The organism is Hymenobacter endophyticus, from assembly GCF_032464715.1.
GTDB lineage: Bacteria > Bacteroidota > Bacteroidia > Cytophagales > Hymenobacteraceae > Hymenobacter > Hymenobacter endophyticus.
In genome coordinates, this window is sequence record NZ_JAWDJT010000006.1 from 72,029 (window position 1) to 96,216 (window position 24,188).

General features: G+C 56.4%; 20 protein-coding genes. 9 read left to right on the forward strand and 11 right to left on the reverse strand.

Going from position 1 to position 24,188, the window contains the following annotated elements; translation table 11 throughout:
• Positions 1-37: 37 nt before the first annotated feature.
• From ROI90_RS10755 to recG, 3 genes are all read left to right on the forward strand, one after another.
• Positions 38-457, forward strand: coding sequence for a single-stranded DNA-binding protein (locus ROI90_RS10755; RefSeq protein WP_315998347.1), 420 nt, complete (start codon positions 38-40; stop codon positions 455-457).
• 126 nt (positions 458-583) lie between these two features.
• The gene (gene gldD, locus ROI90_RS10760; RefSeq protein ID WP_315998348.1) at positions 584-1,180 is read left to right on the forward strand and encodes a gliding motility lipoprotein GldD; all 597 of its coding nucleotides are present in this window, start codon (positions 584-586) and stop codon (positions 1,178-1,180) included.
• A 90-nt stretch (positions 1,181-1,270) separates the two neighbouring features.
• Complete coding sequence (gene recG / locus ROI90_RS10765) at positions 1,271-3,370, forward strand: ATP-dependent DNA helicase RecG (protein WP_315998349.1); 2,100 nt, start codon at positions 1,271-1,273, stop codon at positions 3,368-3,370.
• A gap of 138 nt (positions 3,371-3,508) precedes the next feature.
• On the opposite strand, the gene ROI90_RS10770 is transcribed toward recG, so the two are convergent.
• The gene (locus tag ROI90_RS10770) at positions 3,509-3,748 is read right to left on the reverse strand and encodes a hypothetical protein (protein WP_315998350.1); all 240 of its coding nucleotides are present in this window, start codon (positions 3,746-3,748) and stop codon (positions 3,509-3,511) included.
• A 422-nt stretch (positions 3,749-4,170) separates the two neighbouring features.
• Between ROI90_RS10770 and ROI90_RS10775 the strand changes: the two genes are divergently transcribed.
• Entirely contained in the window at positions 4,171-5,619 is a 1,449-nt protein-coding gene (locus ROI90_RS10775; RefSeq protein ID WP_315998351.1) for a TolB-like translocation protein, read from the forward strand.
• 106 nt (positions 5,620-5,725) lie between these two features.
• On the opposite strand, the gene ROI90_RS10780 is transcribed toward ROI90_RS10775, so the two are convergent.
• The 6 genes from ROI90_RS10780 to ROI90_RS10805 form a co-directional block, all read right to left on the reverse strand.
• Positions 5,726-7,150 carry a Glu/Leu/Phe/Val family dehydrogenase gene (locus ROI90_RS10780; RefSeq protein ID WP_315998352.1) on the reverse strand — a complete coding sequence of 475 codons (1,425 nt, stop codon included), beginning with the start codon at positions 7,148-7,150 and terminating at the stop codon, positions 5,726-5,728.
• A 387-nt stretch (positions 7,151-7,537) separates the two neighbouring features.
• Positions 7,538-9,325, reverse strand: coding sequence for an acyl-CoA dehydrogenase family protein (locus ROI90_RS10785; protein WP_315998353.1), 1,788 nt, complete (start codon positions 9,323-9,325; stop codon positions 7,538-7,540).
• A 404-nt stretch (positions 9,326-9,729) separates the two neighbouring features.
• Entirely contained in the window at positions 9,730-10,908 is a 1,179-nt protein-coding gene (locus ROI90_RS10790; RefSeq protein WP_315998354.1) for an acetyl-CoA C-acyltransferase, read from the reverse strand.
• Positions 10,909-11,056: 148 nt separating this feature from the next.
• Complete coding sequence (locus ROI90_RS10795) at positions 11,057-13,465, reverse strand: 3-hydroxyacyl-CoA dehydrogenase/enoyl-CoA hydratase family protein (protein ID WP_315998355.1); 2,409 nt, start codon at positions 13,463-13,465, stop codon at positions 11,057-11,059.
• Positions 13,466-13,621: 156 nt separating this feature from the next.
• Positions 13,622-14,098 carry a MarR family winged helix-turn-helix transcriptional regulator gene (locus ROI90_RS10800; protein ID WP_315998356.1) on the reverse strand — a complete coding sequence of 159 codons (477 nt, stop codon included), beginning with the start codon at positions 14,096-14,098 and terminating at the stop codon, positions 13,622-13,624.
• A 151-nt stretch (positions 14,099-14,249) separates the two neighbouring features.
• Positions 14,250-16,031, reverse strand: a complete 1,782-nt coding sequence (locus ROI90_RS10805) for an AMP-dependent synthetase/ligase (protein WP_315998357.1) — start codon at positions 16,029-16,031, stop codon at positions 14,250-14,252.
• Between the two features lie 206 nt (positions 16,032-16,237).
• On the opposite strand from ROI90_RS10805, the gene ROI90_RS10810 reads away from it, so the two are divergent.
• From ROI90_RS10810 to ROI90_RS10825, 4 genes are all read left to right on the forward strand, one after another.
• Positions 16,238-17,422, forward strand: a complete 1,185-nt coding sequence (locus ROI90_RS10810; RefSeq protein WP_315998358.1) for a formimidoylglutamase — start codon at positions 16,238-16,240, stop codon at positions 17,420-17,422.
• Positions 17,423-17,469: 47 nt separating this feature from the next.
• Positions 17,470-17,754, forward strand: a complete 285-nt coding sequence (locus ROI90_RS10815) for a cytochrome b5 domain-containing protein (RefSeq protein WP_315998359.1) — start codon at positions 17,470-17,472, stop codon at positions 17,752-17,754.
• Positions 17,755-17,781: 27 nt separating this feature from the next.
• On the forward strand, positions 17,782-18,585 hold the full coding sequence (gene murQ, locus ROI90_RS10820; RefSeq protein ID WP_315998360.1) for an N-acetylmuramic acid 6-phosphate etherase: 804 nt from the start codon (positions 17,782-17,784) through the stop codon (positions 18,583-18,585).
• A gap of 145 nt (positions 18,586-18,730) precedes the next feature.
• On the forward strand, positions 18,731-19,297 hold the full coding sequence (locus ROI90_RS10825) for a hypothetical protein (protein ID WP_315998361.1): 567 nt from the start codon (positions 18,731-18,733) through the stop codon (positions 19,295-19,297).
• Positions 19,298-19,605: 308 nt separating this feature from the next.
• On the opposite strand, the gene ROI90_RS10830 is transcribed toward ROI90_RS10825, so the two are convergent.
• From ROI90_RS10830 to era, 4 genes are all read right to left on the reverse strand, one after another.
• On the reverse strand, positions 19,606-19,842 hold the full coding sequence (locus ROI90_RS10830; protein WP_315998362.1) for a hypothetical protein: 237 nt from the start codon (positions 19,840-19,842) through the stop codon (positions 19,606-19,608).
• A gap of 228 nt (positions 19,843-20,070) precedes the next feature.
• Entirely contained in the window at positions 20,071-20,307 is a 237-nt protein-coding gene (locus tag ROI90_RS10835) for a hypothetical protein (protein ID WP_315998363.1), read from the reverse strand.
• A 156-nt stretch (positions 20,308-20,463) separates the two neighbouring features.
• The gene (gene der / locus ROI90_RS10840; RefSeq protein ID WP_315998364.1) at positions 20,464-21,786 is read right to left on the reverse strand and encodes a ribosome biogenesis GTPase Der; all 1,323 of its coding nucleotides are present in this window, start codon (positions 21,784-21,786) and stop codon (positions 20,464-20,466) included.
• A gap of 179 nt (positions 21,787-21,965) precedes the next feature.
• Entirely contained in the window at positions 21,966-22,865 is a 900-nt protein-coding gene (gene era, locus ROI90_RS10845; RefSeq protein WP_315998365.1) for a GTPase Era, read from the reverse strand.
• A gap of 218 nt (positions 22,866-23,083) precedes the next feature.
• Here era and hemH point away from each other — a divergent pair, with 218 nt between their 5' ends.
• Positions 23,084-24,133 (forward strand): ferrochelatase, encoded by a 1,050-nt coding sequence (gene hemH, locus ROI90_RS10850; protein ID WP_315998366.1) that lies wholly within the window; start codon positions 23,084-23,086, stop codon positions 24,131-24,133.
• The last annotated feature ends 55 nt before the right edge of the window (positions 24,134-24,188 follow it).

A 24,188-nucleotide genomic window follows, 5' to 3' on the forward strand; every position in this document is an offset into this window, starting at 1 on the left:
AATATTTCCCTATTCACTTACTTTCACGAACATTCTCATGGCAAGCGTAAACAAGGTTATTCTGATTGGACACTTGGGAAAAGACCCCGAGGTGCGGCACCTGGAAGGCGGCAACTCGGTAGCCAATTTTACTATGGCCACCAATGAGTATTACAAAGACAAGCAGGGTACCCGCGTGGAGCGCACCGAGTGGCATACCATTGCTGCTTGGCGCAACCTAGCGGAGCTAGCCGAAAAGTACCTGCGCAAGGGCCAGCAGGTATATGTGGAGGGCCGCATCCGGACCCGGCAGTACCAGGACAAGGACAACCAGACGCGCTACGTCACGGAAATTGTGGCCGAGGAAATTTCCTTGCTGAGCAGCCGTCCGGCCGCCGAAGCCGGGCAGCTGGCCCCGGCTGCCGAAGCGCCCACTACTTTCCGTCAAGAGCCGGAGCTAGACCAACTCCCGTTTTAGCTCCGCCTGTAGCCCAACCTGAAAGCCCCGGCCCAGCCGGGGCTTTTTGCGTGACCCGCGGAACGTAGGCAGACACGGCGCTGGTTTCTTGGCTACCTTTACCTGCTCATCCGACCCCGCTGCTGCATGGCCGTTTCTTTCTTTCTGCGCGCTGCTGGCGCGGTATGCTCCCTGCTCGTTCTGGCCGCCGGCTGCACCTCCGCACCCGACTACACGCCCAAACCCAAGGGCTACAATCGTATTGACCTGCCCTCTCACGCCTATCAGTCGTTGGGCGCGGGCCATCCGTACACGTTTGAGTACTCGCGCTACGCCAAAATTCTGCGCGACTCGTCCTACCTAGCCCAGCCACACTGGATTAACGTGTACTACCCCAAGCTGCAGGCTAATGTGCAGATAACGTACTCTGACCTGAAGGGCCAGCCCAAGCTGTTCAACCGGATGCTGGAAGATGCCCGCAAGCTTACTAGCAAGCACGAAATCAAGGCTACCGCCATCGACGAATCGGTGATGAAAACACCCAATGGCATGCGGGTGGCTGTGTTTGAGCTCCAGGGCGAAGTACCCAGTCAGTTCCAGTTTTACACCACCGACAGCACCCGCCACTTTTTCCGGGGGGCGCTCTACTTCCGTACGGCTACGGCCAACGACTCGTTGGCCCCCGTGATTGAGTACGTGAAACAGGATGTGGTGCGGCTGCTGAACACGCTGAAATATCAATGATTTTTGAAGCTATTGACCGTTGGCTGATAGCTTTATCGTAGCGCTTTCAAAAAAGCTACCAGCTATCAGCCAATAGCGAACAGCTAGTAAATGAGTAACTTCTTTCAAACCAAGCTAGAATACCTGCGGGGTGTGGGCCTGCAACGGGCTCAGCTGCTGCAAAAGGAGCTGAACCTATTCACCTACGGTGACCTGATTCAGCGCTACCCGTTCCGCTACCTCGACCGCACCCAGTTCTACAACATCTGCGACCTGCACGACGACCTGCCATTTGTGCAAGTGAAGGGCGTATTGCGCAACCGTGAGGTGGTGGGCGAAGGCCCTAAGAAGCGCATGGTGGCCAAGGTAGCCGACGCCAGCGGAGAACTGGACCTGGTGTGGTTCAAGGGCGTGAACTACCTGGAGAAGGTGATTAAGAACCACCAGGAGTACATCGTATTCGGCAAGCCCACGATGTTCAACGGCCGCCCCCAGATGGCCCACCCGGAAATGGAGGAGGTGACCGAGCAGAAAGTTGGCCAGAGCTACCTGCAACCAGTATACAACACCTCCGAGAAGCTCAAGAACTACCACCGCATAGATAGCAAGGCCATTGCGCGCATGGTGGCCGACTTGCTGAAGATTGCCCTGCCCCAGGTGCAGGAAACTCTGTCGCCAGCCCTTATTCAGCAGTATGCGCTGATGGACAAGGCCACCGCCATTCAGCAGATTCACTTTCCCCAAAGCACCGAGCAACTGCAAACGGCGCGTTTTCGGCTGAAATTTGAGGAGTTGTTTTACGTGCAGCTCAAGCTGCTGCGCCAACGCGACCAACGAAAAGTTACGCTGGCTGGCCAAGTGTTCAAGGAAGTGCCTACGCTGGTGCATTTCTACAAGAATGTAATGCCTTTCGACCTCACTGGGGCCCAAAAGCGCGTTATCCATGATATCTACAAGGACTTCTGCGCAGGCCAGCAAATGAACCGGCTGCTGCAAGGCGACGTTGGCTCGGGCAAGACGATTGTGGCCTTCATCAGCATGCTTATGGCCGCCGACAACGGCGCCCAAAGCTGCCTGATGGCTCCGACCGAAATTCTGGCTGACCAGCATTACGTGGGGCTGAAAGGGTTTGCTGATTTGCTGGGCCTGAAGATTGGGAAGCTCACAGGCAGCACCCGTACGGCCGAGCGGCGCGTGCTGCACGAGCAGTTACGGAGCGGAGAAATGCACATGCTGGTAGGCACGCACGCGCTACTGGAGGATGTGGTGCAATTCCGTAATCTGGGACTTACCATTATGGATGAGCAGCACCGCTTTGGGGTGGCCCAGCGCTCCAAGCTCTGGCAGAAAAACCCGCACGTTATTCCGCATGTGCTGGTAATGACGGCCACGCCCATTCCGCGCACCCTGGCCATGACGCTCTACGGTGACCTAGATGTATCGGTGATTGATGAGCTGCCGGCCGGCCGTAAGCCCATTGTTACCGTACACCGCTTCGATTCCAACCGCCTCAAGGTATTTGGTTTCCTACGCGACCAGATTCGGTTAGGGCGGCAGGTGTACATTGTGTACCCATTGATTGAGGAAAGCGAAACAATGGCCGACTACAAGGACCTGATGGATGGCTACGAAAGCGTGGCCCGGGCATTTCCGGAGTTCCAAATCAGCATCGTACACGGGCGTATGTCGGCCGCCGAGAAAGACGCTGAGATGCAGCGGTTCGTGAAGAATGAAACCCAGATTATGGTGGCTACCACCGTAATTGAAGTGGGTGTAAACGTGCCCAACGCCTCGGTAATGGTCATTGAAAGCACTGAGCGGTTTGGCCTTTCTCAGCTGCACCAGTTGCGGGGCCGCGTGGGCCGGGGCGCCGAGCAGAGCTACTGTATCCTGATGAGCGGCTACAAACTCAGCAAAGATTCGCGCACCCGCATCGAAACGATGGTGCGCACCAACAATGGCTTTGAAATTGCTGACATCGACCTTAAGCTGCGCGGCCCCGGTGACCTGATGGGCACTCAACAAAGCGGCGTCCTTGATCTGCTCATTGCTGATTTAGCCAAGGATGGCCGTATTTTGAGCGAAAGCCGCGCCGCCGCCCAAGCTATTCTGGCCGAAGACCCTGACTTAAAGAAGCCCGAAAATCAGGCCATCCGCCGCCATATCGAGAGCTTACCAGCCACGGCCGTGAACTGGAGCCGCATCAGTTAATTCCCTTTACCTGCTTCGGTCGGTCCAGTACCATGATAATGCCTGATTTGCTCCCCGTCTGGGAAAGCAAATCAGGCATTATCATGGTACTGGACCGACAGTAAAAAGACGACCTATAGGAGGTCGTCTGGAGCAGGGTTACTCAATGTTAGCCGTTGAAACAGAAGCCGGAGCGGTAGCCTGCCAAAAGCTAGAGCCATTGTTACTAATCTTTCGCTTGACGGCTGGGGCAGTGTGGAAGAAAGAAGCGGCACTAACCGGGAGGTGCCATACAGCTTGCGTGGGTTTAGCAACCGTACCAGGTGTCAATGCCTGCTGGTTGAGCTTACCTAGTACAATCAGCGAAATCATTAAAGAAAAACGTAATAAAGATTTCATAGAGTACAATCAAGTTGAGTAAATGCGGGCTGCAAATTTCGGACCATCAAGCCGTAAATCCTACAACTGCCTAGAAAACTACAGAAAATTCAAGGTAAAGTCTCCACACCTGTTGTGAACACCTACTCCTTCACTAACCCGAGATGGCATTTTTATATAGAAAAAACTATTTCCTATATAAAACGCTGTCCACGGCCCTACGTCTTGTTGCAGTATTTTTCGAAGTTTTACTACTTAGAGAAAACAGCCGTAATGCTTGCCATTGACACCGCTTTCGGCATCACTGGCGCACACAATACCGGCTTAATAGGGCCTTACCAGTTGCAAAGCGGGGGGTGTACGGAGTCCGCGGGAAGTTGGATACCTTTGGAGAGTACATTTTTCTCGTACTCTCCTATTTTTTTACGTAACTGACTTTGCCTGTGCGTTTTTCTTTTTTGCTGCATACCGGTATTTCAGCCGCCCTGCTACTTGCCAGCTTGCCTATAGCCTCGGCTCAACGGGTAAAATCAGCGGCCTTCAGCTACTTGCCCGAGCAAACGGATGACCGGTATAACCAGCGAGTACCCAGCAAAACGCTGCCCTTGCCAGCTGGCGGATTTATTGTGCTGGCACATACCTCGGCCACTGAGTATGCCGTGGAACGATACGATGCTGAACTGAAGCGACAGTGGAGCACGGTTTTGCCCTTGACGGCCGGCGAAGCCGTGGATGGCTTTGCGCGCAGCAGCAGCCACGCACTAGTGGTTGTTCATCAAGGCGGCTCATCCCAGCAGCTGACGGCGTATTCTCTGGACCTGAGCAATGGCCAGAAATTACCGGCTAAAAAACTTTTGGATGCCTCCTCCCGCGACCGTCGCCCCGGTGTGGCCTTTTCGCCCGATGGCAGCAAGCTGGTAGTATGGCGCTACCTTACACAGGGGGCCCAGATTAAGGCCATTAGTGCCAGCGTGTTCGACGGAAAGCTGACCAAGCTCAAAGACCGCACCTACGATTTCCACGACCAAGGCGGCTTCTTTTCGACTACCGTGCATGTGGGCAACGACGGCTCCCAGCTGGTGACGCTGGTAGGCGACGAGATGAAAAAGCTGACCGTACGCCGCTACCGCAACGATTCGCCCGATGTGAAAGTGATGTCGGTATCGGTGGGCGGTACGTTTGGAGGCAAGGTGGTCAATGTGTTCGACTCCCGTTTCCGCCTGCTGCCCGATAATACGCTGTACGCCGCGGCCATCTGCAACGAGCGGGAAACCGGCCTCTACCACAGCCTGAAAGTGGTGAAGTTCGACTTCTCGGCCGAAGGCGACATGAAGTTTGCTCCCGAAGTCAAATTCACACCTGAGTACCTGGCTGAAGCCAACAAAGCCACCGGCAGCGCTGCCAAGCGCCTCGAAGATGTGTACCTAACTGACCTGCTGCTCACCGACGACAAGCAGCTGGTGGTGGCGGCCGAGAAGAAGTACGAGGAAGGCGGCGACGACTCGCCCGGCCACACCCGCGAGTTGCACCTGTTTGGCTACAACGAGTTCCAGACGCCCACCTGGCACAGCATCATCGGCAAGGACCAAGTGGCCCCCGCTACCGAAGGCTACAGCAGCATTGGGTACCGGGCAGCCGTGTTTGGCCCCGAAGTGCAGGTAGTTACCTGGGAGAAGCTCAAGAACAAGTCGGATCTGTACTTACGCCGCTTAAACGTACAGACGGGCGTGGTATCGGAACCGAAAGGACTGGGTTTGAACGTAGCTGCCGACCAGAACCCCTCCTATGTGAAGGATTTCACGGCCTGGATAGATGCAAAAACCCTCATCGGCGTAAGCCGGCCCAGCAAAAAATCAGCGGCCCTGATGTTGAACAAGATTGTGGTTAAATAAATCACAGATGGTGCAGATGGTGCTAATACCGCAGATCTGTTCGCCCACAAAAAAGCCGTTTCTGAATCCAGAAACGGCTTTTTTGTGGGCGAACATGCGCATTGGTTTACGGAAAGATGCCGAGGGACTGGTAGCTGACGCCGATTTTCTCGATGGCGCTATAAAAGGCGGCGGTGCGCAGGTCGGTTATGCCTTCCACGTCGTCCATTACCTTGCGGATAGACTGGTAGGCGGTAATCATGGTGTCCTCGAGGCCAGAGTGCACCAGGTCAATTTCATCGGCGCCGTGCACGATGAGCTGGCGCTCCTGGTCGGTGATGGTTTTGCCGGTGGTGCGCTCAATGGTTTCCACCAGCCGACGCATGGCACCCTCCTCGGCCCGCTTGCCCATGCGCCCAAAGCGCACGTTCGACAGGTTTTTCAGCCATTCGAAGTATGATACCGTCACACCGCCGGCATTCAGATAAAGGTCGGGCAGGATGATGACGCCCTTATCCAGCAGAATTCTCTCAGCGGCCTGGGTGGTGGGGCCGTTGGCCCCTTCGGCAATGATTTTGGCCTTGATGCGGTTGGCATTGCCTTCGTGAATCTGGTTTTCCAGCGCTGCCGGAATCAGCACGTCGCACTCCCGCTCCAGCAGGTCCAGCGACTCGGCCACGTCCTCGGCCCCGGCAAATCCCAGCACTGAACCTGTGCGTTGGCGGTGCTGAAACAAAGCCTCCACATCGAGGCCGGCTTCGCTGAATACGCCGCCTTCCCGCTCGGCAATACCGATGATGATGGCTCCGGCTTCCTGGCAGAACTTGGCCGCGTAGTAGCCCACGTTACCCAGCCCCTGCACGATGATGCGCTTGCCGGCCACGCCGCTGCTCAGGCCCACTTTGGCCAGCATCGGCTCATCCAGCAGCAGTTCGCGCAGGCCGTAAAACACCCCCAGGCCCGTAGCCTCGGTCCGCCCCCGGATGCCCCCCTGCCCGACCGGCTTGCCGGTTACGCAGCCTAGGGCGTTGGTGTCGCCGTATTTGAAAGTCTGGTAAGTATCAGCAATCCAAGCCATTTCGCGGCTACCGGTGCCGTAGTCGGGGGCCGGCACGTCCATGCCGGGGCCGATGAGGTTCTTTTTAATCAGCTCCGTGGCGTAGCGCCGCGTCACGCGCTCCAGAATATTCACGGGCGTGGTGCGGGGGTTGATTTTTACTCCTCCTTTCGCGCCCCCGAACGGCACGTCCACCAGCGCGCACTTGAAGGTCATAAGCGTAGCCAGGGCCATTACCTCCTCCTCATCCACGTACACACTGTACCGGATGCCGCCCTTGCTGGGCAGCTTGTGGTGACTATGCTGCACCCGGATACCTTCGAACACCTGCACATGGCCGTCCACTTCCACCGGGAAGTTGACCTTGTATATGCTGTTGCAGGCCCGGATTTGGGCGATGATGCCGGGGTCAAGCTTGGAGAAGCTGGCCGCGTGGTCGTAAAACCGCAGCACGCTCTCGTAAAAGTCTTTACCCTGTACCTGTTCGTTGGCCATAAGTGGATGGAATTGAAGGTGGGAGATGTATCAGCAAACGGTAGCCCGGCCGCTGGCGTTGTGCCGAATTGCGTTTTTAAGGCCGGTGAACGAAGTAGAGACGCAATATTTTGCGTCTCGTCGTTGAACAAGGCACCGCGCATATTAAATAACATCAGCAACGACGAGACGCAAAATATTGCGTCTCTACTTCGTTCACCGGCCTCACCCAGATTCCTTCCTTTGATCAGAATGACAAACACCCAAAAACGCAGCAAGCCGCCCCCGTTTCGGGGGCGGCTTGCTGTTTACTGAGGTTCCCCGGCTTCACGCTTCGCGGAAAGCGCCTGCCAGCACCGTCCACAGAATCCGTGAAATCCGCGAGAAATCCGTGTTAATCAGTGGTCCTTAGTAGGTGTATTCGTTGGCGGCAATGAGGTGGTCGGCAATGCGCCGACGGGCCTCCTTAGCGTTGTAGAGGTCCGACTTGGTGAAGCGCTTCAGGCCCATAGCCAAGAGGCGCTGCTCGTCGCCCTCTGTCATGGTGCCGATGGCGTCTTTGCCGAACTTGTTTACTTGGTCCACGGTGTCGTAGAGGTACACGCGGGCAATGTCGATCTGCGTCGAAACTGCCTCCTCGCCTTTAGCGGTGGCTTCCTTCTCCACGCGTAGCAGCGTGCTTTCGGCGGTGTACACCTTGATGGCCATGTCGGCAATGTTCATCAGTACTTCCTGCTCTTTGGCGAGCGAGTTCATGTACTTCTGCACAGCCGTACCAGCTACCATCAGAATGGCCTTCTTCAGCTTGGCAATGGTCTTTTTCTCGGCGGCAAACAGGCCGGTTTCTTCTTCCAGGTTGAAGTCCGGAATAGCCATCAGCTCCTGCTGCACGGCCTGGGCCGGGCCCATCAGGTCCAGCTCGCCTTTCATAGCCTTCTTCAGGATCATGTCCACGGCCAGCATGCGGTTAATTTCGTTGGTGCCCTCGAAGATGCGGTTGATGCGCGAATCCCGGTAGGCGCGGTCCATCGGGTAGTCGGCCGAGAAGCCGTAGCCACCGTAAATCTGCACGCCTTCATCCACCACGTAATCCAGCACTTCTGAGCCTTCTACTTTCAGAATGGCGCACTCCACGGCAAACTCGCGGGCGGCCCCCAGCAGCGCCTCGTTGTGGCTCTGACCTTTGCTGAGCAGCTCCTGCTCCATGCGGAAGATGTCCATGCCGGCGCGGTAAATAGCCGATTCTACGGCGTAGATGCGTACCGCCTGCTGAGCCAGCTTATATTTGATAGCGCCGAACTTGCTGATGGGCAGCTTAAACTGCACCCGCTCGTTGGCGTATTTCACGCTCAGCGTGGCAGCCATTTTGGTAGCGCCCAGGCAAGCGGCAGCCAGCTTGATGCGGCCAATGTTCAGGATGTTGAAGGCAATGAGGTGGCCTTTGCCAATCTCGCCCAGCACCGCCGATTTCGGCACTTTAACGTCGGACAGGAACACCTGGCGGGTCGAAGAACCCTTGATACCCATCTTGTGCTCCTCGTTCCCGAGGCTCAGACCGGGCGTGTTTTTCTCCACAATGAAGCCGGTGAACTTGTCACCATCCACCTGCGCAAACACGATGAATACGTCGGCAAAACCACCGTTCGTAATCCACATTTTCTGGCCGTTGAGCACGTAATGCTCACCGTCTTCGGTGGGCATGGCTTTGGTCTTGGCGCCCAGGGCGTCGGAACCGGAGCCGGGCTCGGTGAGGCAGTAAGCACCCATCAGCTCACCGTTGGTGAGGCCGGGCAGGTACTTGGCCTTCTGCTCGTCGTTGCCGAAGTACAGAATGGGCAGCATGGCAATGCCGGTATGCGCCGCGAAGGCCACCGGGAACGAGTGGCCACCACCCACACCCTCCGTCACGCGCAGCGACGTGGGGAAGTCCATGTCCAGTCCGCCGTACTGCTCAGGAATGCTCACGCCGAACAGCCCTAGCTGGCCGGCTTTTTCCATCAGGCCGCGCATGAGGCCTTCCTCGTGGTTATCGAGGCGCTCCAGCAGCGGCTGCACCTCCTTCTCCACGAAGTCGAGAGCGGTCTGGTGCATCATGTTCTGCTCCTCCGAAAAATCGGCGGGCGTGAATACGTCCTGGGCGTCGGTTTCCTTGATGATAAACTCGCCGCCTTTCACAAGTTGGTTGGTTACTTCCATGACCGGGTGAGGGTTGATGTGGGAAAATTCGAAGTCAAAAAGAAGAGGAACTACTCGGCTTACCTACTATTTACCGGCAAGTAAGCCCCGTTGTTTTGTTGTACCGAAAGATACAAAAATTTGTTATGCTTGCCGACTAGTTACTGAAAAGAAAACCCCAGTTTGATGTGGGGTTTCTTTTTGCGGTTCGGCAGAACGTGTAGAGACGCAATATTTTGCGTCTCGCCGTTGCTGATGTTGTTCAGATAGCGCAAGACCGGTCGTTCAACGACGAGACGCAAAATATTGCGTCTCTACACTGTTCTGACCACACAGCTTTGGCTTGTGCCGTGAGCGGCTGAGTTTTCCGTCCGAAGCTGGGCTTCGGGCCGCCCACGGCACAAGCTAAAGCTTATGCTACATTATTACTTCAGCAACTCGTAGATGCCGGCTACGCCCTGGCCGCCACCTACACAGGCGGTTACCATGCCGTACTTCTGGCCCCGGGCGCGCAGCTCATGGAAGAGCTGGATGCTGAGCTTGGCACCGGAGCAGCCTAGTGGGTGACCAAGGGCAATGGCGCCGCCGTTCACGTTCACTTTGCTCTGGTCCATGTCCAGTTCGCGCATTACGGCCAGGCTCTGGGAGGCGAAGGCCTCATTCAGCTCAAACAGGTCGATGTCCTGAAGCTTCATGCCGGCCTGCTTCAGCGCCTTCGGCACGGCCTTGATGGGGCCCATGCCCATGATGCGCGGGTCGATGCCTTCGGTAGCGTAGGTCACCATGCGGGCTACGGGCTCCAGGTTCAGCTCCTTCACCATGCGCTCCGACATTACAATGACGAAAGCGGCCCCGTCGGAGGTCTGCGAGGAGTTACCGGCCGTTACCGAGCCGTTGGCGGCAAACACGGGACGCAGCTTGCCCAGCGCTTCCAGGGAGGTGTCGGCGCGGGGACCTTCGTCGGTATCGACTACGAAGGAGCGGTTTTTCTTTTTGCCGGTGGCTTGGTCGAGGTAGGTTTCCTCCACGGTCACGGGCACAATCTGGTCCTTGAACTTGCCTTCCTGAATGGCTTTGATGGCCTTCTGGTGCGAGTTGTAGGCAAACTGGTCCTGGTCTTCGCGGGTGATGCCGTAATCCTGGGCCACAGCTTCGGCGGTGAGGCCCATGCCGAGGTAGTAGTCAGGGTGCTTCTGGGCCAGGTTGTAGTTGGGCACAGTTTTCCAGCCCACGGTGGGCACCAGGCTCATGCTTTCAGTACCGCCGGCCACAATGCAGTCGGCCATACCGGCGGCAATTTTACCGGCGGCCATGGCAATGGTTTCCACGCCGGAGCCGCAATAGCGGTTCACAATGAGGCCCGACACGTTCATCGGCAAGGCCAGCAGCGAAATCAGGCGGCCCATCTGCAGGCCCTGCTCGGCCTCCGGCACGGCGTTGCCCACAATCACGTCGTCGATGCGGGTGGGGTCCAGCTGGGGCACCGAGGCCACCAGGTGCTTGATGACGTCGGCGGCGAGGTCATCGGGGCGGGTGAAGCGGAAACCGCCACGGTTGGCCTTGCCAACGGCCGTGCGGTAACCGGCTACGATATATGCGTTCATTTTTTTGAGTCTTAGAGAAGGTGGGATGTTAAAATCCGTCTGTCATGTTGAGCTTGCCGAAGCATCTCGCGTGCTGATGCCGAGTTAGTAATCAACGAAGCAGTAGAGATGCTTCGGCAAGCTCAGCATGACAACGATTTTTTAACGGCTAATTCCGCAGCGGTTTACCAGTAGTCAGGATGCTCTGAATCCGCTCCAGCGTTTTCCGCTCGCCGGTGAGCGAGAGAAAGGCTTCGCGCTCCAGGTCCAGCAGGTACTGCTCCGATACTTCGGTGGGGCTGCTCAGGTCGCCGCCGCACATGATGTAGGCCAGCTTGTTGGCAATCTTCACATCGTGGTCGGAGATGTAGCGGCCTTCTTTCATGGCGTGCACGCCGGTCAGGAACATGCCCAGGGCGCCTTTGCCCTGCACCTTGATGTTGGTTTTCTGCAGCGGCTGGGTGTAGCCATCCTCGGCCAGTTCAATGGCAGCGGCTTTGGCCTGGGCCAGCACGCGGTTGGAGTTTACCACCACTTCGTCGCCGCGGCGCAGGAAGCCCAGGTCGAAGGCTTCGTGGGCCGAGGTGGATACCTTGGCGGTGCTCACCGTCATGAAGGCGTTGCGCAGCAGGTTGTACTCCGGCTCACCTTCCTCGTATTTGAGGGCAGTGCGCAGGGTCATTTCCTTGGTACCGCCGCCGCCCGGAATCAGGCCCACGCCGAATTCCACGAGGCCCATATAGGTTTCGGCCGCTGCTACCACCCGGTCGCAGTGCAGGTTTAGCTCGCAGCCGCCTCCCAGGGCCAGGCCGTGGGGGGCGCCCACCACCGGAATGCTGCTGTAGCGCATCCGCATCATGGCCTGCTGGAACTGGGCAATCATCAGGTTCAGCTCGTCGTACTCCTGGTCCAGCGCGAACATGTACACGAGGCCCAGGTTGGCACCGGCCGAGAAGTTCGGCGCGTCGTTGCCCACCACGAGGCCGCGGAAGTCCTTTTCGGCCAGCTCCACGCCTTTCAGCAAACCCTGGATGACGTCGGAACCCAGCGCGTTCATCTTCGAGTGGAACTCCACGTTCAGGATACCGTCGCCCATGTCGAGCACCGAGGCGCCGGCGTTTTTCCACAGCACTTTGCCCGTGGCGCGCAGGTTGTCCAGAATGATGAAGTTCTCCATGCCCGGAATAGCCTGGTAGCTCTTCGACTCGATGTCGTAGAACTGCTTCACGCCGGCTTCGCTCACTTTGTAGAAGGCGGTGTGGCCGGCGGCTACCATCTCCTCTACCCACGGCGCTACGGTTTTGCCTTCGGCCTTTGCCAGCTCCAGGCCCTTCTGCACGCCCAGGGCATCCCAGGTTTCGAAGGGTCCCAGGTCCCAGCCGAAGCCGGCGCGCAGGGCGTCGTCAATTTTATAGAGCGAGTCGGTGATTTCCGGAATCCGGTTGCTCACGTAGGCAAACAGGCCCGCGAAGGTCTTGCGGTAGAAGTCCCCGGCTTTGTCTGTGCCGGCGGCCAGCACCTTGAAGCGGTCCGCCAGCTTTTCAATCGGCTTGGTGGCTTCCAGAGTGGCGAATTTCACCTTCTGGCTGGGCTTATATTCCAGCGTGTTCAGGTCGAGGGCCTGAATTTCCGACTTGCCGCCGGCGCCCTTCACTTTCTTGTAGAAGCCCTGGGCGGTTTTGTCGCCCAGCCACTTGTTCTCGGCCATCTTCTTGATGAAGTCCGGCAGTTGAAATACGTGCTTGGCTTCGTCGTTGGGCAGGTTCTGGGCGAGGCCGTTGGCCACGTTGATCATCGTATCCAGGCCCACCACATCGGACGTGCGGAACGTAGCCGACTTGGCGTGGCCGATAACCGGCCCGGTCAGCTTGTCCACTTCCTCCACCGTCAGGCCCAGCTCGCTCATCACCTGCACCACATCCATGATGGCGAAAACGCCCACGCGGTTGGCAATGAAGGCCGGGGTGTCCTTGGCCAGTACCGTGGTTTTGCCCAGGTACAGGTCGCCGTAGTGCATCAGGAAATCCACCACCGACTTGTCGGTTTCCGGCGTCGGAATGATTTCGAGCAGCTTCAGGTAGCGGGGCGGGTTGAAGAAGTGCGTGCCGCAGAAGTGCTTGCGGAAGTCGTCGGAACGACCCTCCGTCATCATATGAATCGGAATGCCCGAGGTGTTCGAGGTGATGAGCGTGCCGGGCTTGCGGAACTGCTCTACCCGCTCGAACAGGCTCTTTTTGATGTCAAGACGTTCCACTACCACCTCAATCGTCCAGTCGCAGCCGGCAATGTCCTTGAGGTTATCGTCGAAGTTGCCGGTTTTGATGCGCGCGGCATCAGCCTTGCGGTACAGCGGCGACGGATTGGCCGCTACGGCGGCCTGCAAGGAGGCATTCACGATGCGGTTCTTCACGGCCGGGTTGTCCAGCTTCAGGCCTTTGGCCTCCTCGGCGGGCAGCAGCTCCTTGGGCGCAATGTCGAGCAGCAATACCTGCACACCGATGTTGGCGAAGTGGCACGCAATGCGCGAGCCCATCACCCCGGAGCCCAATACGGCTACTTTTTTGATGGTACGGTTCATTCGTGGGGAGGAATGAGGTGGGAAAATGAGTTGTTAGTTGTCAGTTACCAGTTGTCAGCCGCAGGCCTGAACTAGTCGTCATGCCGAGTTTTTAAGCGAACAAACTCCCTCTCTCAGTTGGAAGTAAGTCCGTAAAAAAAGCTCCGCACCGTCCGGCTAAGCCGGCGACTCGGAGCGTAAGGGTTTTGGTTTGAAGTCGTCGTAGAGGGTTTTGCCCTCAATCATGCCCGTAATCTGGCCGACTACCCTAAAGAACACGTTCAGTTCGCTCTGTGGGATTTTCTCGCGCACCTTCTGGTTGAAGTGGCGCACCGTCTGGCGGGAAATTTCCTTGCCGCGCAGGCCTTCCTCCGTCAGGAAGATACGCACCGAGCGTTTATCTTGGGTATCAGCCTGTTTGTAGATCAGGCCCTTCTCCTCCATGCTCCGCAGAATGCGTGTGAGCGAGCGGGTTTCGAGGCCCAATAAAGGTGCTATCTTGGTGGCCGGGGTACCGTTCTCCTGGTCGATGTTCAGCAGCACAAAGCCGATGCTCGTGGTAATATCGTGCTTGGCAGCCTGCGTATTGTACATGCGCGAAATGGCGTGCCAGGCTACTTTGATGTTATAATCGACGGTTTCTTCGGGAGTCATGGGTAGGTACTGCAAGTCCGGTAAACATACAGAAAACTGTTATGCTTGCATACTAAGTTACATAAAAAATTTAGGCTTTACCTTGTTGCTCACGCATAGAAAAGCCCCGCTACCAACTTGGCCGGGGCTTTTCTGTGAATTTCGGCTGGGTTTACCGGCGCTCCTCCCGGTTGTAGAGGCTGTCGATTAGCTCCTTATTGTTTTCGGTGATGACTTTGCGCTTGACCTTCATGGTGGGGGTCATCTCGCCGGTTTCTACGGTCCAGTGAGTGGGCAGCAGCGCAATTTTCTTGACTTGCTCCCACTGAGCAAAGCCGCTGTTGTACTTGTGCACGAGGTCCTCGTACATCTTCACCACCTTCTCGTCTTTCACCAGCTCCTCATTGGAGCAGTTGCAGTTCACGTTGTTACGCTTACACCAGCCTTTGAGGTCATCGAAAGAGGGAATGACCAGCGCAGAAGGAAATTTCTGCCCGTCGCCGACCACCATGCACTGTTCTACTAGCGGCGACTCTTTGAGTTTACCTTCAATGACCTGCGGGGCAATGTACTTGCCGCCGGAGGTTTTGAACATTTCCTTTTTACGGTCGGTGATTTTCAGGAATTTGCCGTCTACAATCTCACCGATGTCGCCGGTGTGGAACCAGCCTTCCTCATCGAATTCCTTGGCCGTTAGCTCGGGCTTGTTATAATACCCTTTCATCACCGACTCGGACTTGGTGAGGATTTCGCCATCCTTGGCAATTTTCACTTCGGTGTTGTCGATGATGGGGCCCACGGTGCCAATCATGTTGTTTTCGGGCTCGTAGCCGCCCACGGCAATTACCGGGGAGGTTTCGGTGAGGCCGTAGCCCTCCATTACCCGGATGCCACCCGCCCAGAACACGCGGGCCAGGCGAGGCTGCAGGGCTCCGCCCCCACTCACAATGCAGCGGAGGTTGCCACCCAGCGCCTCGCGCCACTTGCTAAAAATCAGCTTGTTTGCCAGAGCCAGCTGGGTGTTATAGAAGAAGCCGTTGTCCTTCTGATTATCATATTTAAGGCCCAGGTCAAGCGCCCAGAAAAACAGGCTTTTTTTCACGCCGGTTTGCTCGTGGCCCTTGGCTACAATCTTGTCGTACACCTTTTCCAGCAGGCGCGGCACGGTGGTGAAGATTTCGGGCTTCACCTCGCGCAAGTTATCGGCAATAGTTTCCATGCTCTCGGCGTAGTAGATGCTCACACCGTTGATGAGGTAGAGGTGGGTAACCATACGCTCAAAAATGTGGCAGAGCGGCAGGAAGCTCAGGGCTTTATCATCCTTGGTAACGGGCACAAAGCGCTGGGAATTGCGGCAGTTGCTGAGCAGATTGTTGTGGGTAAGCATCACGCCCTTGGGCTGGCCGGTGGTGCCCGAGGTGTAAATCAGCGTGAGTAAATCGTCGGGCTGCACGGCGGCTTTTAGCGGCTCCAACTCCTGAGCATTGCCTTTTTTGCCTAGCTCCAGCAGTTCTTCAAAGTGACGCGCACCCTCAATCTTATCAAAGGTGAAAACGTTTTGCTGGGGAATATCCAGGCCCTGAGTAGCTTCCTGTACTTTGTCGAACAGCTTTTTATCCGATACAAACACGGCCTTTACGCCGGCATCTGTGAAGATGTACTTGTAATCCTCTACCGTAATGCTGGGGTACATGGGCACGCTGGTAGCCCCCAGTTGGGCAATGCCAAAATCCGCAAACATCCACTCCGGGCGGTTCATGGAAATAATGGCCACTTTATCGTCCTTACCGATGCCCAAGCTGCGTAAGCCCAGACTCACTTGGTTTACTTTCTCGACTACCGTATCGGTACTAATAGGCGTGTACTGACCGTTGAGTTTGACGGCAAAGCAGTCGGGCTTATTGTACTTCTGCTGCAGGTGGGGTAGAATGTCGAACGTACGGCGAATATCCATGGTGGAGCGGGGCACTTGGTGGGGTTGGGACCAGAGAGAAGACGGTATTAGCAGTCCTGATACGGTAAAGCAAGCTGAGCCGTAACGGGAATGGCAGCTTAAATAACTATTTTTTTCGCGGGAAAGCGCTATCCACTGATTAAAAGCCCCTAGGGCAGTGCCGGGCTTTTGCGTAGCTTTGTCGGAGTCCGCACCCGCCGCGCACGATGAATCTGGCTATCTTTTTTGACCCGCTCACTGAGGAGCTGGTTTCCGCTGCATCCGCCCCCACCACACTGGCAAGCTACGTTACGCCCTTCCTGGATACGTTTCCGGATTGGCGCGCGGCCGATTTGGCTATTATTGGTCTGGATGAATGGCGAGGTAGCGCCGATGGCGCCCCATCGCGCCACGGCGCTGATACCGTGCGCAAATGCCTGTACCAGCTGCAGAAGGGTTCGGGGCCGTGCCGGTTGGTTGATTTGGGCAATCTGCGGCCCGGCCTTACCCTGGAAGATACCTACCAGCGGCTGCGCGAAATCATTGCGGCCCTGTTGGAGAATAATACGGTTCCGCTGCTGCTGGGTGGTTCTCACGACCTGGATTACGGGCAGTTTCTGGCCTACGAAACCCTGGAGCGGCCCATCAGTTTTGCTACCATTGACGCCCGCGTGGATATGGCCGAGCCTGAAGGTGCTATGCCCGCAGACAGCCACCTGCGGCGTATGCTTCTGCACGAGCCTTCCTTTCTGTTCAACTTCGCGCAGCTGGCTCATCAGCAGTATCTGGTGGCCCCCGATGTACTGGCGGCGCTGGAAAAACTGCACTTTGAAACGCTGCGCGTAGGCCAGGTGCGCGACGATATTCGGCAGGCAGAGCCTTTACTGCGTCAGGCCGATTTTGTGAGCGTGGATATTGCCGCCCTGCGCTGGAACGATGCGCCTGGTTACTATCCGGCTAACCCCTTTGGCCTCACCAATGAGGAAGCAGCTAAGCTGGCTTGGTACGCGGGCTGCAATGACCAGCTTACTTCGTTCGGCCTCTACGGCTACCGCCCTGACTACGACGCACACGGCCTGGCTGCTATGGTGTTGGCTACTATGCTTTGGTACTTTGTGGAAGGCTACTACCACCGCCGCCGCGAAACTGATTTCCGGGGTCCCAGCTTTGTGCGCTACGCCGCCGGTTTGCACGGACCGCCCGACTACAGCCCTCTGGAAGAATATGCCGAGGAAGGCCCCGACCGGATTGTATTCTATAAGTCACAGCAAACCGACCGGTGGTGGATGGAGGTAGTAAACCTGGCGGGCAACGCCAAACGTATTGTTCCCTGCAGTTACCAAGATTACCTGCACGCAGCCCAGGGGGACGTACCGCACCGCTGGATTCTGACCCAGGCCCTGTTGGGGTAATCTTGTTTTGTTGTTTGCTGCTTGCTACTAGCTGTTGTTTTTGCTGTATGTCTGATTTACCGTCTCTCCCGAACGACAACCAACCAGTTAGCACTACACTTCTACCAACGTATACCCGCAGCCAGCTGGCTCTTCGCAACGGTCAAGACCGGGACGAAATTTGGGTGGCCTACCGGGGCCTGGTGTACGATGTAACCCGTTCCCGCCTCTGGAAGCGGGGCAACCACTACGAGCACTGGGCCGGTCAGGACCTCACCAAGGAACTGGATCAGGATGCGCCGCACACGCCCAATGTTTTCGACAAGTTCTCGGTAATCGGCCATCTGGCCTAGTTCTTTCCTGCCCTCTTCCCTTTGCCCATGAGCACCACCGAAAGTCCCTCCGAATTCAACCACCTCGAAACCTTATCCACGCAGGCGCTGCTGGCGGGCATCAATAGCGTAGATCAAACCGTTCCGCTGGCTGTGGCCAAAGCGTTACCGCAAGTTGAAGCTCTGGTAGAGGCCACGGTGGCGCGGCTGGGCAAAGGCGGGCGGCTATTTTACATCGGCGCGGGTACCAGTGGGCGGCTGGGTATTCTGGATGCGTCGGAGTGCCCGCCCACATTTGGGGTGCCACATGGAGTGGTAATTGGCCTGATTGCCGGCGGCGACGCCGCCATTCGGAAGGCCGTGGAAAACGCGGAGGATGATGCCGAACAGGCCTGGAAGGATTTGCAGGCCCATAATATCACCGCCCAGGATATTGTGGTAGGCATTGCTGCTTCGGGCCGGACGCCTTACGTAATTGGTGGTTTAGAGCAGGCCCGGCAGGCAGGCTTAGCTACTGGCTGTATCGTATGCAACGCGGGCTCCGAGGTGGCTGCCGTAGCCGAGTTTCCGGTGGAAGTAGTAACGGGCCCCGAGTTTGTGACCGGCAGCACCCGTCTCAAGGCCGGCACCGCCCAGAAACTGGTGCTCAATATGCTGACCACGGCTACGTTCATCCGGCTGGGCCGCGTGAAGGGCAACAAGATGGTGGATATGCAGCTCAGCAACGCCAAGCTGGTAGACCGGGGCGAGAAGATGCTGATGGATGAACTGCACATCGGGCAGGAAGCCGCAGCCACCCTGCTCCGCCAGCACGGCTCGGTGCGGGCGGCACTAGCGGCTTATCAAGCGTAGATCATCGACTCTGGAACGGCAGAACGAACGGGGTTTCCGCGGCCAACTTTTGGGTAGCTGCGGAAACCCCGTTTGCTTGTTCACAGTTAGTCAAAAAAACTGTACGCTCAGACTACGGTGTGAGTATCTCCTTTCCGCTACTGCTATGCACACCATTGAGCCGCACTACGCCTGGCTCGACCAGTACCAGGCCAACGAAGACCCCAGCTCCCCCTTATTTGAGGCCGAGAACAGCCTCGACAGCTACACCAATACCATCTACGGCTACTACATCCATCCCCAGTGGGACAGCCTGGGCTCCGACACGCTGTACCTGAAAATCCTGTTTGTAGAGTACGAGGCGGGCGCGGCCATTATTGAATTCATTGGGGAGTGGAATGATGCCATTGAAAACGACATAATGCTGCTGAAGCGTAACATCATCGACCTGATGACGCACGAGGGTATTCGCAAATTCGTGCTCATCGGCGAAAACGTGTTCAACTTCCACGGCTCCGATGACTCTTACTATGAGGAATGGTTTGAGGACGTGGAGGATGGTTGGATTGCTGGCGTAAACTTTCAGGAGCACGTTGTTCGCGAAATGCGCCAATACAACGTCGATTCGTACGTGAACTTTGGGGGCCAACTGGATGAGCTACCGTGGCGCACATACCCACCCCGTAAGCTTTTTGAGGTAGTGGATAGCCTGTTACAGCGCCGTTTGGGTTAGCTGCTGAAGGTGAGTACGCTCCCTAACCTGCAAGACACTCTCAACTAGCCTTCTCACTTCTAGTGTTTCATTTGCACGTCATCTGGCGTCGAAGCTGTTTTGAAAGCTAAAATTGTGGTTATCCTGAATGCAGCGAAGGACCTTGTCCCGTCTGCACGATTGTCATGCTGGCGTGAGTAGGTTCTTCGCTGCGCCCAGGATGACAGACACAAATAACAAAAGCCACTTTCTAAACAGCTTCGTCAATAAAAAAAGGACCGCTCCAAGAGGAGCGGTCCTTTTTTTATTGACGCCAGATGGCGCGTTGACTACTTGGCATCAGCCGAGTCAGCAGCGTTTTCCATAGCGTCAGCTTTGGCTTCGGTAGAAGCCTCTACCGAGTCAGCACCAGCTTCGTTGCCAGCAGCTTCCATAGCGTCAGCTTTGGCTTCGCCAGCAGCTTCTACGTTTTCGGCAGCTTGCTCCTGCGCATCTTCTTTCTTGCTGTCGCAGGAAGCGAAGGAGAACGAAGCGGCGGCCAGGGCAAGAAACAATACCTTTTTCATGGGGAAGATTAAGTGAAGGGTAAGAGTGATTTAAAGCTAGCCTGGCCCTTCTTACGAAAAGTGCCGAAGCTCAACCTTTATCGTAAACTTAACCAGAAGTAACCCGCGGTAAGCAGGAAAATTTTCTATCCTCGCTGAATCTTTGACTATCTGCTCTTGGCCAAAAGCAGAAAAGGCCGCTTCCCGGATGGGAAGCGGCCTTTTTAGAGCGCCGCAAGGCGCATCAGCTTACTTAGCGTCGGTTGCGTCAGCAGCGTTTTCCATAGCGTCAGCTTTGGCTTCGGTAGAAGCTTCTACCGAGTCAGCACCGGCTTCGTTGCCAGCAGCTTCCATAGCGTCAGCTTTGGCTTCGCCAGCGTCTTCTACTTGCTCAGCCTGAGCTTCTTGAGCGTTTTCAGTTTTGCTGTCGCAAGAAGCGAAGGAGAACGAAACAGCAGCCAGGGCGAGGAACAATACCTTTTTCATGATGGGGATGATTGAGAGAATGGAATTTCAAAAGACAATAACTGACAGCCTGCGCCGACAATCAGGGCTTTATATCTGTTCATCTAGAAGGTAACCCAGCGGCTAAAAAATATTTTCATCTTTTTTTTCCGCGGGGCTGCCTACTATGGCGTTAGCCTATTTTTTGCGGAACACGATGCCGATGGGTACGCCAGTGAAGTTGAAGTTCTCCCGCAGGCGGTTTTCCAGGTAGCGCGTGTAGCTCTCTTTCACGTACTGGGGCAGGTTGCAGAAGAAGGCAAATACCGGGTTATGCGTAGGCAGTTGCGTAGCGTATTTGATGCGCACCATTTTACCCTTCTGAATGGGCGGCGGGTACTTCTCAATTTCCTTCAGCATCACCTCGTTCAGCTCCGAAGTCGGGATTTTGCGGCGCTTATTCTCGTACACCTCAATGGCCGTTTCAATGGCTTTGTGCACGCGCTGCTTGGTGAGCACCGACACGAAAATCACGGGCGGATACGCAATGGGCGCAATCTTCTCCATGATTTTGGCCTCGAACTCCTTGGCCGTATTGGTTTCCTTATTTTCCACCAAATCCCACTTGTTCACTAGAATTACGATGCCCTTGCGGTTCTTATCGGCCAGGCCAATGATGTTCACATCCTGGGCCTCAATGCCGCGGGTGGCATCCAGCATCACCACGCAGATGTCAGCCTCTTCCAAGGCCCGAATAGAGCGCAGCACGGAGTAGAACTCCACGTCCTCGTGCACCTTGGTTTTGCGGCGCAGCCCGGCCGTATCCACCAGCATGAACTCCTTCCCGAAGGCGTTGTAGCGGGCCTGAATGGAGTCGCGGGTGGTGCCGGCAATGTCGGTTACGATGCTCCGGTCGGTGCCCAGCAGCAGGTTCACGAAAGAGGATTTGCCCACGTTTGGGCGGCCTACTACGGCAATTTTGGGAATGCCCAGATCGGGTTCTTCCACGCCTTCTTCTTCGAAGTGGCTGATAACGGCATCCAGCAAATCACCGGTGCCCGAGCCGCTCTGGGAGCTGATGGGGTAGATTTCACCATCACCAACGCCGAGCGTGTAGAACTCGCCGGCGGCGTGGGCGCGGGCGTTAGTGTCGGCTTTGTTAGCGACGATATAGATGGGCTTTTTACCCTGGTAGCGGCGCAGCACGTTGGCAAACTCCTCATCGAGGTGATGTACGCCGGCGTCCACGTCTACCATAAACAGCACCACGTCGGCCTCGTCAATAGCCAGCTTTACCTGCTTGTTGATTTCGCCCTCAAAGATGTCGTCGGAGTTGTGCACGTACCCGCCCGTATCGATAACGGTAAAGTACTTGCCGGTCCAGTCGCCGTAGCCGTAGTGCCGGTCACGGGTTACGCCGCTCTCATTGTCCATGATGGCCTTACGCTGGCCCACGAGGCGGTTGAACAGGGTGGATTTGCCCACGTTGGGGCGGCCCACAATTGCAATGGTATTCTTCATGCGTCTGACTCCAGCCGCCGGCCCGACCAAGTTCGGCAGTGCCCGGAGTAGTTAAGTGAGTGTGAGGTCGGAATAAGTGGTGAGATGGTGAAGTTGTGAAATGGTGAGTTTTATATTCTGACTGCGTAGATGGCACGTCTTGAACAGCAACTCACCATTTCACAATTTCACCGTCTCACCTATTGGCTGTACCCAAAACGGTTCAGGGCTTTCGGGTCGGTGCGCCAGTTTTCGTTGACTTTGACGTGGATTTCGAGGAAGACTTTCTTCTGGAAGAACTTCTCCATTTCCTCCCGGGCCCAGGTGCCCACTTTTTTCAGCGCCGCGCCCTGCTGGCCGATGATGATGCCTTTCTGACTGCTGCGCTCCACGAAGATGATGGCCCGCATCCGGATGATATCGTCATCCTCCTTGAACTCCTCAATACCCACCTCGCAGCTGTAGGGCACCTCTTTTTTGTAGAGCTTAAAGATTTTCTCCCGGATCATCTCGGCGGCGAAAAAACGCTCCGGTTTGTCGGTTAGTTCATCTTTGGGGTAGTAAGGCGGATGGACGGGTAGGTAGCTCAACACCAAGTCCAATAGCTCGCCGGTACCAAACTTTTCCAGGGCTGAAATGGGCAGCACCCGGGCCGCGTTAGGCAGGTGGCTGCGCCAATACTCTACTTTGGCTTCCACCTCGGCCTGGTCGGCCTGGTCGATTTTGTTGACCAGCAGCAGAATGGGCGTGTCCACCATCTTTCGCAGACGCTCTACTACCGGCTCCTCATCGTGCTTTTCGTAGATATCCGTCACGAACAACACCACGTCAGCATCTTCCAGGGAAGAGTACACGAACGACATCATGGCGTTGTGCAGCTCGTATTTGGGCTGGATGATACCGGGCGTATCGGAGTAGACCAACTGAAAATCGTCGCCGTTGAGGATGCCCAGGATACGGTGACGCGTGGTCTGGGCCTTGCTGGTCACAATGCTGAGCCGCTCACCCATCAGGGCGTTCATCAGCGTGGACTTACCCACGTTGGGCTTGCCAATGATGCTCACGAAGCCGGCGCGGTGCGGAGTTGGGTCAGTATTCACTTCAGATTCTGGATTTTGGGCTGCAAAGGTACGGTTATTTTGGGCGGTTAGCGGTTAACACTCAGCTATTAGCTTTTTTTGCACGTTCATTCAAGCCAAAATGCCGGCTTGCCGGTTAAGGCTTCACGCAGTATCCCATTCCAAGTTGCTGAATCTGGTGCCGGACAGCGGCCCTTCGGCCCCTCCGCCCAATCCTGAACAGCTCGTAGTTACTTACAATGCCTTCACCTCCTGCATCTTCCAAAGGCCGCATCGGCGTTCTACTCGTCAACCTGGGTACGCCCGACTCGCCCACCACGCCTGACGTGCGCCGCTACCTCAACGAGTTTCTCACCGATGCCCGCGTAATTGACATGCCGGCGGCCGTGCGCTACCCCCTGTTCCGGGGACTGGTGGTACCGCTGCGGGCGCCTAAGTCGGCGAAGATCTATCAGCAGCTTTGGGACAAGGACCGGGGCTCTCCCCTGCTCTACCACGGCCTGGATTTGCAGAAGCTGGTGCAGGAAAAACTGGGCAAGGACTACCTGGTGGCCTTCGGGATGCGCTACCAGAACCCCAGCATCGAAAGTGCCCTGCAGGAGCTGCGCGACGCGGCCGTGGACCGAATTATCGTGCTGCCCTTGTTTCCGCAGTACGCGGCGGCCAGCACCGGCTCGGTGCAGGAGAAAGTAATGGAATTGGTGAGCAAGTGGTGGGTGGTACCGAGCATCAGCTTCATCAGCACGTTTGTGGATGACCCCGGCTTTATCAACAGCTTTGCCGCACTAGGCAAGGCCGAGCTGGCCAAGCACGACTATGACCACATCGTGTTCAGCTACCACGGCATTCCGGAGCGGCACGTGTTGAAAGGCAGCCACAAAGGCTACTGCAAGCTAGGTTCTTGTTGCAACAGCTACAACAAGAACAACCGCTACTGCTACCGGGCACAGTGTTTTGAAACCTCGCGCCAGCTGGGTGCCGCCCTGGGCCTCAGCCCCGAGCAGTATACTACCTGCTTCCAGAGCCGCCTGCAAAGTCGCCTCCGTGACCCGTGGCTGCAACCCTACACTGATGAGGCGCTCAAGGAAATGCCTGCCAAGGGCATCAAAAACGTGCTGGCCTTCTCCCCTGCCTTCGTGGCCGATTGCCTGGAAACCACCATTGAGGTAGGCGAAGAGTTCAAGGAAATGTTTGAAGAAGCCGGCGGCCAGCACTGGCAGCTGGTGCCCAGCCTTAACTCCACCCCTATGTGGGTGGATGCCGTAACGGCTATGATTCGGCGGAACTAGTGCCGCAACTAATCCAAAGCAAAATGGCCCCGCAGCAAGCTGCTGCGGGGCCATT